The following is a 17,414-nucleotide window of genomic DNA, read 5'->3' on the forward strand; positions in this document are numbered from 1 at the left end:
AAATACTAAACTAATAAAGAGTTGGCCACTTTCAATTGCGCATGCCCATCAAGCTGGTAATCGTTTTGATGAACAACCAAATTAACGGCCTGCTTGGTCATATTAAGGATACTGATTTCGGAGGCATTGATATTTACCTTGATATTTGCTCCCCTAAAGCCTACGGTAAAAGAAAAGGATTTCCATTTTTCCGGTAGAAAAGGATTAAATACCAACTTATGGTTACGCACACGCATACCGGCAAAACCTTCAACCACACTCATCCAGGTACCTGCCATAGAAGTAATGTGCAAACCATCTTCGGTATCATTGTTATAGTCGTCCAAATCTAGTCGTGAGGTTCTTAAATAAAATTCATAAGCTCTGGCTTCATCATTTAATTTAGCTGCTAAAATACTGTGTACACATGGCGACAATGAGCTTTCATGCACGGTACGTGGCTCGTAAAAATCGAAATTACGTTTATGGGTATCGAAATCGAAGTCATCCTCGAAAAAATACAGGCCCTGCAATACATCGGCCTGCTTGATGAAACAAGAGCGCAGAATCCTATCCCAGCTCCATTTTTGGTTTAAAGGCCGTTCATTTACCGGTAAATCTTTCACCAATATTTGTTCCTTGTCCATATAACCATCCTGCTGTAGAAAAACATCCAATTTTTCATGATGTGGATAATACATATTTTCTACAATATGCCGCCAATCTGTAAGTTCATTTTCTTTGATGTCCAACTTCAATACCAATGATTGATAACGCTCTGCATTTTTATCTGCAACCAATTCTATAGCTTGCTTTGTATATTTTAAACACCAAACCGCTAAATAATTCGTGTACCAATTGTTATTGACATTATTCTCATATTCATTTGGACCAGTAACGCCCAACATTACGTATTGCTGCCTATCAGTGCTCCAGTTTACACGTTGTTTCCAAAACCGGGCAATTCCCACCAGGACTTCCAGACCGTATTGCTGTAGGTAATCTTCATCGGCAGTATAACGAATATAGTTGTATATGGCGTAGGCAATGGCTCCGTTTCGATGGATTTCTTCGAACGTAATTTCCCATTCATTATGGCATTCTTCGCCATTGATCGTAACCATTGGATAAAGGGCTGCACCATCTTTAAATCCTAGTTTTTGTGCATTTTCTATAGCTTTAGCCAATTGCTTATAGCGGTAGATCAATAGATTTTTACTGACTTCTTGCGGAGCTGTAGCCAAATAGAAAGGCACACAATAAGCTTCAGTATCCCAATAGGTAGATCCTCCATATTTTTCTCCTGTAAACCCTTTCGGACCAATATTTAGGCGGTCATCTTTACCTGTATAGGTCTGAAAAAGCTGAAATATATTAAACCTAATAGCCTGCTGTGCAGCCACATCCCCTTCAATTACGATATCACTTTCTTCCCATTTTGCCGCCCAAGCCTGTGTTTGTTCTGCAAGTAAAACTTCAAAGCCCTTATGGGCTGCTTTTGTTAAAGTGGCCTTCGCCTGATTTAAAAGCTCATCTTTAGCATAATTCTCTGAGGAGAGGTTTGCCACAATTTTAACGATACTCACTTCTTCATTGGCTTTAAGCCCTACAGAAAACTGTTGGCCAATGTATTTTTCCTTTTTAATGGTTTCTAAGATTGCTTTAATCGGTTCTGCATGCTTATAGATAGTCATCTCGCTTGCAGTGCACACCTCAAACGCAGTCTTCTTGGTCCTTAAGGTCAAAAAGGTTTGATTTTCTTGTACTTCATCGGCAACAAAGTCCCAAAATTTCTCATCGTAATTACTGTCCTGGTTCTTAATATCTCCATCAATAAAAGAGGTAATGGTTAGTGTACCTTCAAAGTTCAATGTCTTTACCGTATATTTAAGCGCCCCCACCTCGTCATCCGCTATACTGCAAAAACGAGTAGCCGATACCTGAACCTGCTTACCATTTGCTAAAGTTGCTTTAAACTTACGCTGCAAATAGCCTTCTTTCATATTCAATTCACGAGAGAATTCTTGTATTTTAGCTTTAGCCAAATCCAATTCCTCACCATCGATTTTAATGCTCAATCCAATCCAATTGGCTGCGTTGAGCACTTTGGCAAAATATTCTGGATAACCATTTTTCCACCAACCTACACGGGTTTTATCTGGATAATAAACGCCCGCTATATAATTGCCCTGCAAGGTTTCTCCGGAATAGGTCTCTTCAAAATTGGCTCTTTGTCCCATTCGTCCATTGCCCAAACTAAAAATACTTTCAGATATTTTATTCAAATGAGGATCAAAACCTTCCTCAATAATACTCCATTCGTGTGCCTTAATGTAATTCTTCATCTATATTGCTCTTTCTACTTCCTTTTATAATTCGCTCAATTGTTGTAGCTGCCTTACCGTAAGCTGATCCAAGTTCTTCACCACCAAATCTGCTGCCATAAGTACGGTTGGACTACCAATACCAACCGCCTTCATTCCGCCCCGCTTGGCAGCTTCTATTCCCGCTACCGCATCTTCAAAAACCACACATTCATTTGGCTGTACGCCTAAAAGCGATGCACCTTTCAAGAAAACCTCGGGATCTGGTTTAGATTTACTGACCAAGTTTCCATCTACTATTTCGTCAAAAAAGTGGCCAAGAAGTGTTCTTTCTAAAATTAATGCCGAGTTTTTACTGGCCGAGCCTAAGGCTGTTTTATAACCAGCCTCCTTTACGGCCTTCAGGAATGCTACGGTACCTGGTAAAACCTCTGATGGTGTCATTTTCGAAATCATTGCTACATACCATTCATTCTTTTCGGTCGCTAACGCTTGCTTTTCTTTATCCGTTTTCTCTATCCCTCCCCATGCTAAAATCTTGTTCAGGCTTTCTATCCTACTAATTCCCTTAAGTTGTTCATTCTGTTCTTCAGTAAAATCTAAATCTAAACTGTTGGCCAATTTTTTCCAGGCCTTATAATGATATACCGCTGTGTCTACTAAAACACCATCTAAATCGAATAAACAAGCCTTCAGCCTAGCATGGTGTAATGATGTATGTGTTGTTCGATCTTCTATCATATTATCTGCTAAAATTTATCGCAACTCTAGCACCAATGTACTTGTTGCTGGAACTTTGATGTTTGAAATATTGTTGAGCACCTCATCAGTCACTATGTTTTTAGCGCTGGTGGAGCTTAAAATCCTTTCTGCAAAACGTATGGTAGGTAATGTCTTTTCTTCAGTATTACTGTTCATAATGACCATGATGGTTTTATTGTCATTGTACCTGAAGTACACATATATACCATCTTCCGGAATAAACTGCATCATTTTTCCCGTTTGTAGCACCTCGTTATTTTTACGGAAATTGGCTAGTTTTTTCACATAATTAAAGGCCTCATTTTCCTTATCTGTTCTACCTGAGGCGGCAAACTTGTTACTTTTGTCGCCCTCCCATCCTCCAGGAAAATCGTTGCGTACCAAACCATCTGGATTGGCATAGTTTTTCATCAATATTTCAGTTCCATAGTAGAACTGTGGAATACCTCTTGTGGTGAGCAGCCAAGCAATGCCCGATTTATATTTGTTAAAATCTTCGCCTACTACAGAATAAAAGCGGCTGATATCATGATTATCCAAGAAAACCACATTACGGGTAGGATCTTTATATAGATAGTCATTGGCGAAAACATTATAAAGCCTTACTACCCCATCCATCCATCCAAATTTTCCGTTTAACGCCTCGTTAATGCCCCAAAGCGCCTGAAAATCTGTTACCCCCTGTAACTTGGTATCTATTCCCTGATTGATTTTGTTCCCTTCGGTAAAATAGGCCTGGTTTGGGACGCCATGTACCCAAGTTTCACCAAAAAATGTGAATCTAGGATATTCAGCAGTAATTTTCTGTGCCCAATCTGCCATAAACTTTAGGTCGTTGTAGGCATAGGTATCTAACCTAAATCCATCCAAGCCCGCATATTCTATCCACCAGATGTGACTTTGGGTGAGGTAATTTTGTACAAAAGCATTGTTTTGGTTTAAGTCGGCCATGTGCCTATCAAACCAACCATTTACCATTAGATCTTTATCTTTTTTAGAGACATAGGGATCCATATGAACCTGCTCGCGATAGGTAGTTTTGGTATAATTAGGCCATTGGTGTACCCAATCTTTCATGGGCATGTCACTAATCGTAAAATGTTCCGTTCCAAAATGATTATGCACCAAGTCTTTGATCATCTTCATTCCACGTTTATGGCATTCTGCTGTTAACTTTTTATATAATTCATTGGTACCCAATCGACTGTCAATTTTATAATTATCTGTGTTGGCATAACCATGATAGGAAGTTTTCGATTGATTATTTTCCAATATGGGATTTAACCAAAGTGTAGTTACCCCTAGTTCCTGTAAATAATCTAGATGGTCAATGATACCCTGTATATCGCCACCATGGCGATAGAATATACTATCCCGATTTAAGGCGGTCTCATTCATTCCCTTCACCACATCGTTAGTTTTATCGCCATTGGCAAAACGATCTGGCATGATCAAATAGATAAAATCTTTCGTGGTAACACCCTGAAATTGTTTAACGTCTTTAAGCCTTTGCTTAAGCTCATAACTGAATTCGGCCTGTTTTTTTCTCTTGACACTAAATATAATAGGAAACCTTCCAGGCTTTACATTTGCAGCCAATTCCAGGTCTAGGAACAGATAATTTGGATTTTCCACCTGATGAACTTTTACCAAGCTCACTCCTTTATAATTAATGGTTACCTTATTTTGGGCTATGTTTTGTCCATGTACCAATAACTGAAGTTTGGAATTATGCATACCTGCCCACCAAAATGAAGGTTCAATACGTGCTAACTTTGGAAGCTGCGCAAACAACCCCATGCTCCAAAAAAGGGCAAAAATGATGGCATATAATTTATTCATGTTAATTTGTCTTAGTATTTAATCTCAAATCGGGTGCTAATGTTTTCCAGTATTACGCTTTTTACCTTACAACCTTCTATAGGACTAGCTGTACCTTGTGGGTCGAAGCGTGAAATTGGATTAAGAAAGGAAAGAAAATCATCTTTTAAGGTCTTACCTGCATTAATTTTATCGATTGCCGTAAATCCATGAAAAACAACTTTTAACTTTGTAAATTTTGACTTGAAGCTCCCTTCTACTTTGTCAAAAACGATCTGTTTTTTTACTGCATCATAGATAATGTTTCTTTTATAGAAATCTCCTTTTTCATAATTATAGCTCTCTCCATCATCTTCATAATAATTAAAGCTATTATTGAGCTCTCCTTTATAGATATGGATCACTAAAGTATCTGTTGGTTTTTCTGCAGTGGTTTGCACCAACGATTGCATGGGCACAATGCTGCTTTCTTTCACAAAGACTGGTAGTTTGTGCAGATTCAAACGTATAATTTTTTCGGTATCGCCTTGCTCTTGCTCATCATTGTAGAGGTTATACCACCTTCCTTGTGGAAAGTAAATATTTCCAAAATCTTTTGTACTCTCGAAAGGTGCAACCAAAAAGGCCTGTCCGAACAAAAACTGATTTTGAAACTGTGTATTATACACTTTTGGCTCAAATGTATAATCGATGGCCAGACTACGTACCACGGGCAAGCCTTTATTTACGGCTTCATTAAATGTAGCGTATAGATAGGGCAATAAATGATAGCGCAAATTGATATAGTTTCTGGAGATCTCGGTTACTTCTTCACCATAGCTCCAGGGCTCTGAAGATTTGGTATTTACTGCGGTATGGTTACGAAAATAGGGGTTAAATGCACCTATTTGTATCCAACGGGCATATAAGCTCACCGAGGGGTTGCCAGTAAAACCACCAATATCCATACCTGTAAAAGCAACTCCGCTCACACCTAAACTGCTCATTAATCGCACCCCCAACAACATATGGTCCTCTTCAGAACGATTATCACCGGTCCAAATGGCGGTATAACGTTGTAAACCTGCATAACCTGCCCTCGTTAAATTAAATGGACGTTTGTGGGTGGCCGCTATGGCCCCCTCAAAGCTGGCCCTTGCCATTTGCATACCATATACATTATGCGCTTGTTTGTGGCTTGCCAAAGCACCATCGTAATTAAAAATAATGTTCGATGGCATTTTTTGTCCCCAACTGGCAATTTCATTCATATCATTCCAAATGCCATCCACACCAGTATTGGAAAAAAAACTGATTTTTTCTTTCCACCAATCCCTACCCTTAACCGCGGTAAAATCGGGAAAATGACACCAGCCCGGCCAAACCTGTGCCGTAAAATCGCTACTGTCTGGATACTTTACAAAAACCCCCTTTTTAACGCCATCTTCATAGGCATCATAGCCTTTTTCTACTTTAATACCAGGATCAACAATTACCGTTGTCCTAAGCCCCATGGCATTTAATTTCTTATTCATGGCCAAGGGATCACCAAATCTCGTTTTGTCCCAAGTAAATAATTTATACTGGTCCATATAATGGATGTCCAACGTAATCCCATCTGCCGGAATTTTCTTTTCCCGCAAGGTTTGTGCTATACGCATCACTTCTGTTTCCGGATAGTAGCTATACCTATTTTGTTGATAGCCCAAACTCCATAAAGGGGGCATTTTCATACGACCTGTTAAAGTGGTATAAGAACCAATGATATCGGCTAATTTTTTATGATAGATGAAATAATAGTTCAATTCGCCACCCTGAGCTGAAAAAGAGGAAAAACGATTGTTGCTAGCGCCAAAATTAAAATCAGTTTGATAAGTATTATCTAAGAAGATACCATAATTCAGTCCATGATGAATGCCGATATAAAAAGGAATAGAAGAATATAATGGATCTTGGCCTGTGGAGTAACCAAAGGCATCATAGTTCCAATTGGTATAACCATTTCCCCTCCTATCAAGATTGCCTGTTTTTTCTCCCAATCCAATAAAACGTTCTGCTTCCTGCATATGCTTATAAGCCGTAGCCTCCTCGGCAACCCAAGAATGCTGCAGACCCTTTTCATCTTCATTAATCACTTTTCCATCTAAGGTATAAAAGGTTATTGCAAAAGGTTTTTTGCTAATAGTCGTGCTTAATGAATCGGTTAGGATGGTTATCTTTTTGTCATCTTGCTTAATGCTGCACTTCGTTTGCTGCGGCGGCATAACTACTGCATAAGAAAAATCATTTCCCAGTATTTTTTTATCTAATCTTACCCTAATTATACTGGGACTGAAAATAGTGATCTCGCCATAGGCATGGTCGGTCTGGAAAGTTATTTTTTGTTTTTCTATGTTAACGGTTTTGATATTTCCAGCAACTAAAACAGGACTATTTTGCGCATCGGCACTAAGCGCAATAACAAAGCAAAAGAGATAGAAAAAAAGTCGTTTCATTTATCGAAGAAGTGAAACACATCCAAAAATTGAGCAAGTTCAACTTCTGGATGTGCTCTTAGCTATTTTATTGATTATAAAAAATATACTCGGAAGTTAAATCGTTAAAAAAGATCTTATAATTACCTGTTTTAACAAATAGATTATTTCCATCTCTTACCCCTACTCCATACTTGCGATTTACATCAGCTGCTGAAGTGCCCCAATTCACATCCCAACCTGTAGCAATTCTAAATTTAAGTTCGCTGTCTTGATCAAATCGTTGGGTAACTTGCCAGATATGAGGATTAAATGTTGTTTTGGTCATTGCATTGATATCGCCCCAACCATTAAAACCTCCAATAATACCAATTGAGGCATATACAGTAGCAGATGAGGCATTATAGGCCACCATAGAAAAAGTAAGTGCCTTGATATCTATCTTGACTGTATAATATCCTGCGGTGGTTACCTGAAATGTTCCAGGATCGGGGTCGGCACTTTGTGGCTTTACGGCCACGCCACCACTTCCGTTGCTACCATATTGTGTATTCCAACTTCCAACCGTTGTGATAAACTTGAATTCACCACTTTGCAAATAACCAGTATAGGTATACAAATTAGAGTTAGCCAAATCCCTAAACATATAAGTTGGATTACCATTATCCCACTGGTGTTCACTGGCCGAACCTACCATAAACAGGTTAACCTCCCTGATTATGCTCAAATCATTTACATAATCGGCGTATTTCTTTACGTTACCCGAAGTAGCTTCTACAGTCCATTGTAATTTTGCCGGAGCTGCCTGATCGGTAAAACCTTTGGAGGTCAGCAACAAGTCCAATGCCTGATGGCTGATGGTAAAGGTAGAATCCAATCCTGCATTATTAGAAGCCACTTCGTAAATTGGGGCATCAAAACTTCCCCCCTCAGCAACCAATTTTAGTTTATAGGTAGTTGGATTGGCTGATTTTCCAGGAAAAGCCTTTTGCCACTTAAAAGTAAACAGATCTACTGTTGAATTGGGGTTGACCACTATACTTGTAGGAGAGGAAACGGGGCCATATAACAGAAAATTACTAATGCCGTCACCAAATCTGGTAATGGCGATATTATAGCTTGTACCAGCCATTTCTTTCTTGCTTCCATTATCGGCCCTTACATTCCAAATCAAATCTGTCTTGGTGCCTTCGGCAACATTCTTCGCTTTAAGTAGATCGTCCAATTGCTTTTGGGTAAGAGTTAACTTATTGCTTTTTCCATTATCATCGGCTGGCACTTCCAACAAAGGTTGTGTCAAAGACCCCGTTTTTAATGCAGCAATAAAAGTATAAGTGGGTGCGGTTGATACGCCAGGTTTAGCGGCAGCCCAAGTAATACGTATTTGGGCATTAGGTGTAGCACTGTTCAATACCAAAATGGCATTGTTATCAGGTGTAGTTAGGTTAAAGGTGCCTAAAGCCTCCCCTTTAACGCTTTCATCAAAATTGATTTTTTTACACCCACCAATTATTACTGATAATGACAGTAATAAATGAAATAGTTTATTCTTCATATCAATAATTAATTAAAAGTTAAATAAGCGACTTCTACAACAGGGCCACTAGTTGCTGTATTTCCTCCATTTGCATCTTTAAGATTTCCCGTAAACTGATAGCTGAATTTTGACAACACCGTTCCCGATGGGATGGTGACCAAACGATCGGGAATAAAGGAATAGGCATACAGTTTATCCGTTTCCTTTTTGGCAATCATATCTACCCTTCTGGCAAATTCATTCCCTGCTGCATCATAAAAAACAATGGTTACCTTCACATCAAATAACCGTTGCAAAGATTGTTCTGTAGCCAGATCTTGATGAAAATAGACTGTAGCCATGTCTGTTTGATCTAACTTGGCAGGAAAAACCCTAAATTGGGTTGGAACAAACACCAATGGATCGAACTTATAAGGCTTATAATCTGGGGTTTGTTTGCTACCATCTTTTGTTTTGGCCAAAAAACCAAAATTGATCAGCTCTGCCGGGCTCTGGCCAAACAGGGTGGTGCCTGTAAATTTGAAAGTAAATTTATTGGTTGCAATCTTGGTGAATTTCGCGGCATCGGAAGAATTCCCCCATTGCCCATTTACCAAACCGTCCTTCCCTCCCCCTACACCATCGTTGGAAAAAGTCCAGATATAAATATCATCTATACCTGCCAAAGGAGTTCCAGTTACATCAAGTGTAATGGTTACTTCATCTTCAGCAGTAAATGTGACTGGACTAAAAGTTACCTGCGAAAAAGCCCACAGTGTACTTAAACTAAATATAATTGATAATATTAACTTCTTCATAACCATATTACTTTTTGGTAAACTCATATTGATAGGAAAGGATCACTTTTCCATTAATTGATTTATTTCTCACCAGATAGAGCTTGCCACTACTCAAACCTGTATAAGAACCTAATGACAAAGCATTAGTAACGGTCCCATTTTTTAAGGCAATGGTTGTGGGAGCCAAATTTTGATCTACCGACCAGTTGCCAGAAGTTAAATCCACAATTTTGGGAGCATTACCATTGGTAATGGTAAAGGTCGAAGGATTCCCCAAAGCGTCTAACTGTAAAGCAATGACCAGATCCTTATAGGCATATACATTGGTAATGTCCAATTCCTTATAGGGAAAGCCCTTTGTTTTAGCGTCTTGATCTACCTGTACTACTTTAGTAAGCCCCCAAGTACCCTGCAATTGTTTAACCACTGCTACATTACTGGTTATCGGACCAAACTTCTCTGGCTTGCATCCGAAAAAAGCAACGGTGCAAAGTGCTATTAATAAATATTTTAATGCTTTCATACGATTTATTTTTAGTTACATCCTCCTTCAGGATTGCGTACAAAACTGGTATTACTTGAAATTTCTCCCTGTGGAAACTGCAACACCAATCCATTACAATTCCAAGCTGCACCTCGTTTATCTATGTTTTCTCCCCTAGCGCCTATACGTTTGATTTCGTACAAACGATCTCCTTCCGCCACCATTTCTATTGCTCGTTCAAATCGGGCGTTGGTTTTAACAAGTAAAGCCGATGAACCTACAGGAATACTTTTGGTACCAGCGTATGCCCGGTTTAGAATATCATTAATATCACCTATAGCCACGTTCAGGTTCTCATTACGCTCTGCAGCAGATTCGGCCCTAATCAATTTCATATCGGTAAGGTGAATCACAGAAACATTAAACCTTTCCTTATTATATTTTGTGGTGGGTATTTCTCCCGGATACTTCACAATATTAAACCATGCTTTTCTAATATCATTAGGCGTATTCACCGCACTATAGACCGCGGCGGTAAACCGAAGGGTAGGTAAATTAAAATCCGATCTGAATTGCCCTCGCAATTCTCCTCCTGTATCATAAGAACCAACGGTATTTACGATCTGAAAAATGGCCTCTGTACTTTGCCCTTCTGAAAATCTTTTTGAATAATCGGTTTCAAAAGTAAATTTGCCACTTGAGATCACTTGATTGGCATAATTATAGGCATTGGCAAAATCATTCATCGAGAAATATACCTTGGCCAATAAAGCTTTTGCCGCCCATTTGGTCGGATATCCCGGGTTTACATCGTTCATTTTATTCTCTGCAATTTTAAGGTCGCTTATAATGAGGTCATAAACCTGTTTAACCGTTGCCCTTACCCCTGCGTCCTTAGCTGTGCTTATTCTCAAAGGCACCCCCAAGTGATCATTATTAGCAGAATAACCATAGGGTTGTGCAAATAGCCTCACAGAAATAAAGTGGGCAAAAGCCCTTACAAATCTTGCCTGACCTTCCAGGTCGTCCCTTTTTGCAGCAGTAACCTCTAAATTTTCCAAGACAGTATTGGCCCTAAAATTGGCCTGATAGATCTCGGTATAGAAATTATTTTTATAATCACCAAAAACCGAAGTTTTTCTACCATAGATTTCTCCAAAATCGCCAGAAAGCAGGTTTCCCTGAATCTGATCGGCCATTAATTCAGAAATGACCTGATATCTTCCTCCAAACACATTCCCGCCACCCAAAATTTGATAGGCCGAATTCATGACTGCAGCAACACCAGCTTCATCTTTAAGCGCCTCTGCTTTGGTAACCACATTCAGCGGTGGAGCATCCAAAAATTTCTTACATCCGGCAAAGGCCGATAAGCATAGAAGAAAAATTAGCCCCTTTATAAATAGTTGTGAAATAGTTTTCATCCTTAATATTCTTTAGTAATTAAAATGATGTAGATAAGCCTATCAACACAGATTTCTGTTGAGGCGTTGTTAAATAAGTCACATTCGGGCTCATGTTCCTGTCTTGAGGAGTGTCAAAATCACGGGCAATTTCAGGATCTCCCCCGGGATACTTGGTGAACGTCAGCAAGTTCATTCCCGTTGCAAAAATCCTAGTCTTGCTCAAGCCAATTTTCTTGGTAAAAGAAGAAGGTAGGTTATAGGCCAAGGTTAATTCCCTTAATCTCATAAAAGAAGCATCGTACAAGAACATGGTTGAATTATAATTCCATTCGCTGGAAAGGCCAGGGTAAGTATTGGTACTCATGGTCAACCTAGGAAACTTGGCTATATCACCTGGTTTCTGCCACCGGTCCGCGATATCTGTCCTTATATTCCAATCTGTCACAATACCTAATTGACGTTTAGCAGAGCCATCATATATATTGCCACCTATGGCAAAAGTGAAAAGTGAAGTCAATTCAAATCCCCTAAAACTGAACGTATTGGTTAAGCCGCCCACATAATCTGGGATGACCTTGCCTACAGCCACCCGATTATCGAGCGAAAAGGTTTTAGTTTGATAACCATCTTTGTCCAACCAGATGGGCAAACCGTCTGCAGGATCAACCCCATGAAACCTAACCAGGTAGTTGGTTCCCACTGGCTTGCCCAATATGATGCGGGTATCGTTGGTTCCACCACCAATGGCATCTGCAGATAAGCTACCTATACTGACTACTTCATTATAATTTTTTGAGATGTTAAAATTTGTCGTCCATTTAAAATTCTTACTTTGAATATTAATTGTATTCAGACTTAATTCCAATCCTTCGTTCAGTATTTCACCCACATTCTGGTAGGCCGTACCAAATCCAGTTGAGGGAGATATGCCACCGTTAATCAACACATCAGTTGTATTTTTACGATAATAGGCAAACTCTCCGCTTATTCTTCCCTTAAACAGTCCGAACTCCAAAGCCAGATCAATGCTCTTAAGCTCTTCCCAATGAAGGTCAGGGTTTTCTACGTTTTGTGGACTAACCGCAACCTGACCGTTATAAGAACCGCTATTACCAAACTTGGCGTAGTATTCTCCTGGCGGAATATTTGCATTTCCCGTAATACCATAGCTGGCTTTTAATTTCAGGTTACTGATGACCTTGTTATTTTTAAGGAAATTTTCTTCACTAACTGTCCATGCTCCTGAGATCGCCGGAAAGAAACCGTACTTACGATTAGGTCCAAATTTGGAAGAACCATCTCTACGGGCCAGTACCTGTAGATAATACTTATTGGCATAAGAATAATTTGCACGGCCAAACAAACTGGCAAATGTTGTTCTATTTAATCCATTCACATAGTACAGCCCATTTTGTCCCGCCAGTTGTTGCATACGCAGATACATGGCATCCAAGTTCTTAGCATAAGGCTCGTTGGCTTCACCACTTATACCATTCGGATATCCATTTTGTTGATAAGCCTGCGATTCGGCTCCGGCAATTAGATTAATTTTATGTTCTTTTCCTAAATAGATGTCGTAAGTAGCCGTACCCGTTACGTTTCTGTTCAATATTTTATTGTCCCACCTATTTGCGAAACCATTGGCATTTCCGGTCAGCTCTCTTGGAGAGAACTGATCTTCTGTCACTTGGAGATTATCCATGTTGGCAATGGCCTTCAGTGCAAAATTCTTGAAGGGCTTTAATTCAAAAGTGATACCGGCCAACAAGCGTTCATCTATACTTTTCCAGTTCATGTAATTAATGGTACGCATAGGGTTTGCACCATTAGTCCAAAAAGAACCGTCGGCATTATATACCGGATAGATAGGTAATGCGGTCGACATGGCATCGCCAATACCACCACTCCACGCCGCACTTACCCGAGTATTTGTTCCCTTACTGTATCCAATATTGATGCTGGTAGAAAAATAACTGGTTGGTTTAACATCCAAATTAACTCTGGCACCATATTTCCCATACGAGTTTCCTTTTAAAAAGCTCTGGAGATCGCTATAATTAGCACTTACATAAGTTCTTATCTTATCTGTACCTTGGCTAAAGGAAATATTTTGTTCATTCAATTTACCGGTTTCGGTTACCAGGTCAAACCAATCTGTATTATTCTGACTAGCTTGTGCCCAGGTTAAGCCCTGAGGAAGTGGGGCCAATCCAGTATTGCCATCGTTGGTCCATGCCTCCTGACGAAGTGTCAACCATTCTGGTCCTGAAACAAAATCTGGTTTGTTGGCATAAGTACTCAAACCAAATTTAGTTGAAAGACTAAATGTTGGCTTGCCGAGCTTTCCCCTTTTAGTTGTAACCAGGATTACCCCATTCGCTCCCCGCGAACCATAAATACCCGCTGCACCAGCATCTTTTAAAATTTCAACAGATTCTATATCTTCTGCATTTAGGGTGGCCAAAGGATTTTGGTTCATTCCGCCTCGGTTGCCATTGAGAAAAGGATCGGCAGTAACGGGAATACCATCTACCACATACAAAGGATCACCTCCCGCACTGATAGAACCCACTCCCCTTATCCTGATCACTGAACCACTGCCAGCCAAACCGCTGCCCTGCGTAACTTGCACTCCTGCGGCCCTTCCCTGTAAACTTGCTTCAAAACTGGGCGTAGGCAAGGCCGCAATCTTATCGCCAGAAACTTTGGCAATAGATCCCGTAACCTCTCTCCTCGTTTGTGTACCATAGCCCACAATCACCACATCATCCAACATTTGATTGTCTGATTCTAAGGTTAAGGTTACATTGGAATTTCCAGCTGTCTTTAGGGAGCGCTCCAAAGTTTTATAACCCATAGAGCGGATCTGCAAGATGACCTCTTCGCTTGTCAATCCCGTAAACCTGAATAACCCGTTATTATCTGTCAATGTGACTTTTGTTGTTCCTTTAATAAAAACAGAGGCTCCTGGTAAAGGCAAACCAGTTTCATCAAGCACTTTCCCGGAGATGACTCCTGTTTGTGCCTGAACTTTAAGCACCGTTAAAAAAAACAGCACCAAAAGACCCTGTTTTAACAGGTAAAAAACTTTCATACTTAAAGCGATTTTTAGTTAATAAATTTGGTTAGATATTTAGTTAAAATACACGAAGAACTAATTTACAAGCTGAAACTGTAATTCAAAATTTATTTGAAAATTAATTTCAAGACCTAAAAATGACATCAAAAACAGCAGCAACATTCACACTTAGCCTCAAACACCCTTTATTCACAAGACCATCAAAAAACCATTAAAAACATTGAAAAACAATACATTATGACCTAAAATAAAAATCACATTGTGTAAAATTAACACTAAGTTATTTTTTACACTAACAATTGGGAACGTTCCCAATTTAAAGAAGCGGTTTTTGACCAAATTTTCGGGAACGTTCCCGAAAAAAGAATAAAATTATTCTTAAAATACACTAAGTGAGAGAAAAATTTAATTTTTGACAAGCAAAAATAGCCCTTATAAAAAGGGCTATTTGGAGGTAGAATTCCTCACGAATAATTTTGATTTTAATACTACTTCTTGAATGGTATTAACGGACTGTCCTCCTTCTAACATATCAAACAATAATTGTGCGGCCTGCCCACCTATTTCTGTAGCTGGCTGCGTAACCGTAGTTAGGGAAGGATTGAGCAATGGAGCAATTTCCAAACTCGAAAATCCAATTACCTTTACTTCTTTAGGAATATTCATTTTCAGATCGAAACAGGCATAATAGGTAGCAAAAGCCAAACGCTCTACAGCGGCAAAAATACCATCGGGCTTTAATTGTTTGAGTGCATCTTTGATAATTACATCATTCTCCTCATAGCTATTACTACAATCAATTACGTATTTATCCTCAAATTTGATATGATGTTTTTCCAAAGCATCAACGTAGCCCTGCATACGTGTTTTACCAATACTCAAACTTTTATTCACTACCAGATAGGCAATTTTCTTACATCCCTGCTCAATGAGGTGCTCTGTAGCCTTAAAGCTACTGTCGTAGTCATTTGTGACTACCCTAGGGGTATCAATATCTTCGTAAACCCTATCAAAAAAAACCAGTGGGAGACGTTTTCCGCCCAAACGGTTCAAATAGTTGTGGTTATTGGCCTCTCCGGAAACAGACATGATGATTCCATCTGCCCTACCGTTATGTAAATGTCTGATAAAGTCAATTTCCTTTTGGTAATCGTCGTCGGTAACATAGATTAGAATATGGTAATTATGCAGTCGGGCAATACGTTCTATACCATGTATAGCTTGCGAAAAGTAATTATTGGCCAGTTCGGGAACGATAATGGCAATGGTGCGGCTCTTTTGTTCCCTCAAATTACTGGCGTAATGGTTAGGCTGATAGTTAAGCTCTTTGGCCTTAGCCAAAATACGGGCCTTTGTATCAGCCTTGATATCACTATTGTCTCTAAATGCCCTGGAAACCGTTGATTTAGATAAATTCAAAGCTTCCGCTAATTGCTTAATATTGATATGATCCATTAGGTATATACAGAACTACAGCAACAAAGATAAAGCATAATCTATGAGTATTTACTACAACAATAGCTACCTGTTCAATTTTATCTATATATACTTCTTAAACAAGCTGCTGGCCGTATGTCCACCAAAACCAAATGTATTGTTCAACACATAGTTCAATGGCTTATAAACGGGCTTACCCAATATAATATTCATTCCTTCCGGAATTTCGCTATCCAGTTCATGTGTATTGATGGTAGCTGGTATAACCCCATGCTTAATGGCCAAAACAGAGATGATACTTTCGATGGCACCTGCAGCGCCCAATAAATGACCGGTCATCGATTTGGTTCCACTGATGGCCACAGGTAAATTGCCGAATAATTTCTTAATACCAACCAGCTCACTGATATCCCCAATTCCGGTAGATGTGGCATGTGCATTAATATAATCCACCTCCTCTGGCGTAATACCAGCCTCCTGTAAAGCTTTCTGCATACCCAATACGGCCCCCAAACCTTCAGGATGTGTACCGGTAAGGTGATAGGCATCTGCCGCCATTCCACCGCCAACCAATTCGGCATAGATCGTAGCTCCCCTATTCAGGGCATGGTCTAAATCTTCCAATATCAATGCACCTGCGCCTTCTCCCATTACAAAACCATCTCTGGCCACATCAAATGGTCTGGAGGCTTCTTGCGGATTTTCATTGTTTTTTGACAAAGCTTGCGCAGAACTGAATCCACCTACCGAAGCTTCGGTAATGGCAGCTTCTGAGCCACCTGCAATCATTACTTTTGCCTTTCCAAGACGTATGGTATCGAAAGCACTAATTACCGCTGTATTCGATGAAGCACAGGCAGAGACCGTACAATAATTTGGCCCATGTAGCTGGTGTCTGATCGAAATTACACCGGCAGCTATATCCACAATCATTTTCGGGATAAAGAAGGGGTTAAATCTTGGGGTGCCATCACCTGCATTAAACTCTTTTAATTGCTGTTCAAAAGTACCAATTCCCCCATTTCCCGTGGCCCAAATCACTCCCACTTCATAACGGTCAACTTCGGGCATGGCCGCAAAATCCAAACCTGCATCAGCAATAGCCTGATCACTTGCCGCTATGGCATATTGGCTAAACAAATCATATTTCTTGATTTCCTTTTTATCAAGATATTCCTCTACGTTAAATCCTTTTACCTCACAGGCAAAATGGGTCTTAAATTTACTACTGTCGAACTTTGTAATTGGGCCTGCTGCACTTTTACCAGCGATGATATGATCCCAAAATTCATTTACCGAGTTTCCCAAAGGCGTAATGGCGCCAAGTCCAGTAATCACTACTCTTTTCATCTT

The 17,414-nt window shown here is 39.7% G+C and carries 11 protein-coding genes; all 11 read right to left on the reverse strand.

Annotation, left to right across the window (positions count from 1 at the left end):
- Positions 1 to 5: 5 nt before the first annotated feature.
- Positions 6 to 2,324: a glycoside hydrolase family 65 protein gene (locus tag JHD79_RS05385; RefSeq protein ID WP_199118185.1), complete on the reverse strand. Its 2,319-nt coding sequence runs from the start codon at positions 2,322 to 2,324 to the stop codon at positions 6 to 8.
- Positions 2,325 to 2,348: 24 nt separating this feature from the next.
- The gene (gene pgmB, locus JHD79_RS05390) at positions 2,349 to 3,044 is read right to left on the reverse strand and encodes a beta-phosphoglucomutase (RefSeq protein WP_199118186.1); all 696 of its coding nucleotides are present in this window, start codon (positions 3,042 to 3,044) and stop codon (positions 2,349 to 2,351) included.
- 15 nt (positions 3,045 to 3,059) lie between these two features.
- Positions 3,060 to 4,907 carry a glycoside hydrolase family 13 protein gene (locus JHD79_RS05395; protein WP_199118187.1) on the reverse strand — a complete coding sequence of 616 codons (1,848 nt, stop codon included), beginning with the start codon at positions 4,905 to 4,907 and terminating at the stop codon, positions 3,060 to 3,062.
- 11 nt (positions 4,908 to 4,918) lie between these two features.
- Positions 4,919 to 7,360, reverse strand: a complete 2,442-nt coding sequence (locus tag JHD79_RS05400) for a TIM-barrel domain-containing protein (protein ID WP_199118188.1) — start codon at positions 7,358 to 7,360, stop codon at positions 4,919 to 4,921.
- 67 nt (positions 7,361 to 7,427) lie between these two features.
- Positions 7,428 to 8,894, reverse strand: a complete 1,467-nt coding sequence (locus JHD79_RS05405; protein WP_199118189.1) for a SusF/SusE family outer membrane protein — start codon at positions 8,892 to 8,894, stop codon at positions 7,428 to 7,430.
- Between the two features lie 8 nt (positions 8,895 to 8,902).
- Positions 8,903 to 9,673, reverse strand: coding sequence for a hypothetical protein (locus tag JHD79_RS05410; RefSeq protein ID WP_199118190.1), 771 nt, complete (start codon positions 9,671 to 9,673; stop codon positions 8,903 to 8,905).
- 7 nt (positions 9,674 to 9,680) lie between these two features.
- Entirely contained in the window at positions 9,681 to 10,178 is a 498-nt protein-coding gene (locus JHD79_RS05415) for a DUF5004 domain-containing protein (protein ID WP_199118191.1), read from the reverse strand.
- 11 nt (positions 10,179 to 10,189) lie between these two features.
- Positions 10,190 to 11,563: a RagB/SusD family nutrient uptake outer membrane protein gene (locus JHD79_RS05420; RefSeq protein ID WP_199118192.1), complete on the reverse strand. Its 1,374-nt coding sequence runs from the start codon at positions 11,561 to 11,563 to the stop codon at positions 10,190 to 10,192.
- A 19-nt stretch (positions 11,564 to 11,582) separates the two neighbouring features.
- Complete coding sequence (locus JHD79_RS05425; protein ID WP_199118193.1) at positions 11,583 to 14,639, reverse strand: TonB-dependent receptor; 3,057 nt, start codon at positions 14,637 to 14,639, stop codon at positions 11,583 to 11,585.
- 429 nt (positions 14,640 to 15,068) lie between these two features.
- A complete protein-coding gene (locus JHD79_RS05430; protein ID WP_199118194.1) occupies positions 15,069 to 16,079 on the reverse strand; it encodes a LacI family DNA-binding transcriptional regulator in 1,011 nt (336 codons plus the stop codon).
- A gap of 84 nt (positions 16,080 to 16,163) precedes the next feature.
- Positions 16,164 to 17,411 carry a beta-ketoacyl-ACP synthase II gene (gene fabF, locus JHD79_RS05435; RefSeq protein WP_199118195.1) on the reverse strand — a complete coding sequence of 416 codons (1,248 nt, stop codon included), beginning with the start codon at positions 17,409 to 17,411 and terminating at the stop codon, positions 16,164 to 16,166.
- Positions 17,412 to 17,414: the final 3 nt, after the last annotated feature.

Source organism: Pedobacter sp. ASV28 (assembly GCF_016428855.1).
In the GTDB taxonomy this organism is placed as follows: domain Bacteria; phylum Bacteroidota; class Bacteroidia; order Sphingobacteriales; family Sphingobacteriaceae; genus Pedobacter.

What these genes read in the sequence shown, in the direction of transcription:
- fabF (WP_199118195.1), bottom strand. Translation starts at nt 17,411, where the DNA reads ATGAAAAGAGTAGTGATTACTGGACTTGGCGCCATTACGCCTTTGGGA.
- JHD79_RS05410 (WP_199118190.1), bottom strand. Translation starts at nt 9,673, where the DNA reads ATGAAGAAGTTAATATTATCAATTATATTTAGTTTAAGTACACTGTGG.
- JHD79_RS05400 (WP_199118188.1), bottom strand. Translation starts at nt 7,360, where the DNA reads ATGAAACGACTTTTTTTCTATCTCTTTTGCTTTGTTATTGCGCTTAGT.
- JHD79_RS05415 (WP_199118191.1), bottom strand. Translation starts at nt 10,178, where the DNA reads ATGAAAGCATTAAAATATTTATTAATAGCACTTTGCACCGTTGCTTTT.
- JHD79_RS05420 (WP_199118192.1), bottom strand. Translation starts at nt 11,563, where the DNA reads ATGAAAACTATTTCACAACTATTTATAAAGGGGCTAATTTTTCTTCTA.
- JHD79_RS05385 (WP_199118185.1), bottom strand. Translation starts at nt 2,324, where the DNA reads ATGAAGAATTACATTAAGGCACACGAATGGAGTATTATTGAGGAAGGT.
- pgmB (WP_199118186.1), bottom strand. Translation starts at nt 3,044, where the DNA reads ATGATAGAAGATCGAACAACACATACATCATTACACCATGCTAGGCTG.
- JHD79_RS05425 (WP_199118193.1), bottom strand. Translation starts at nt 14,639, where the DNA reads ATGAAAGTTTTTTACCTGTTAAAACAGGGTCTTTTGGTGCTGTTTTTT.
- JHD79_RS05405 (WP_199118189.1), bottom strand. Translation starts at nt 8,894, where the DNA reads ATGAAGAATAAACTATTTCATTTATTACTGTCATTATCAGTAATAATT.
- JHD79_RS05430 (WP_199118194.1), bottom strand. Translation starts at nt 16,079, where the DNA reads ATGGATCATATCAATATTAAGCAATTAGCGGAAGCTTTGAATTTATCT.
- JHD79_RS05395 (WP_199118187.1), bottom strand. Translation starts at nt 4,907, where the DNA reads ATGAATAAATTATATGCCATCATTTTTGCCCTTTTTTGGAGCATGGGG.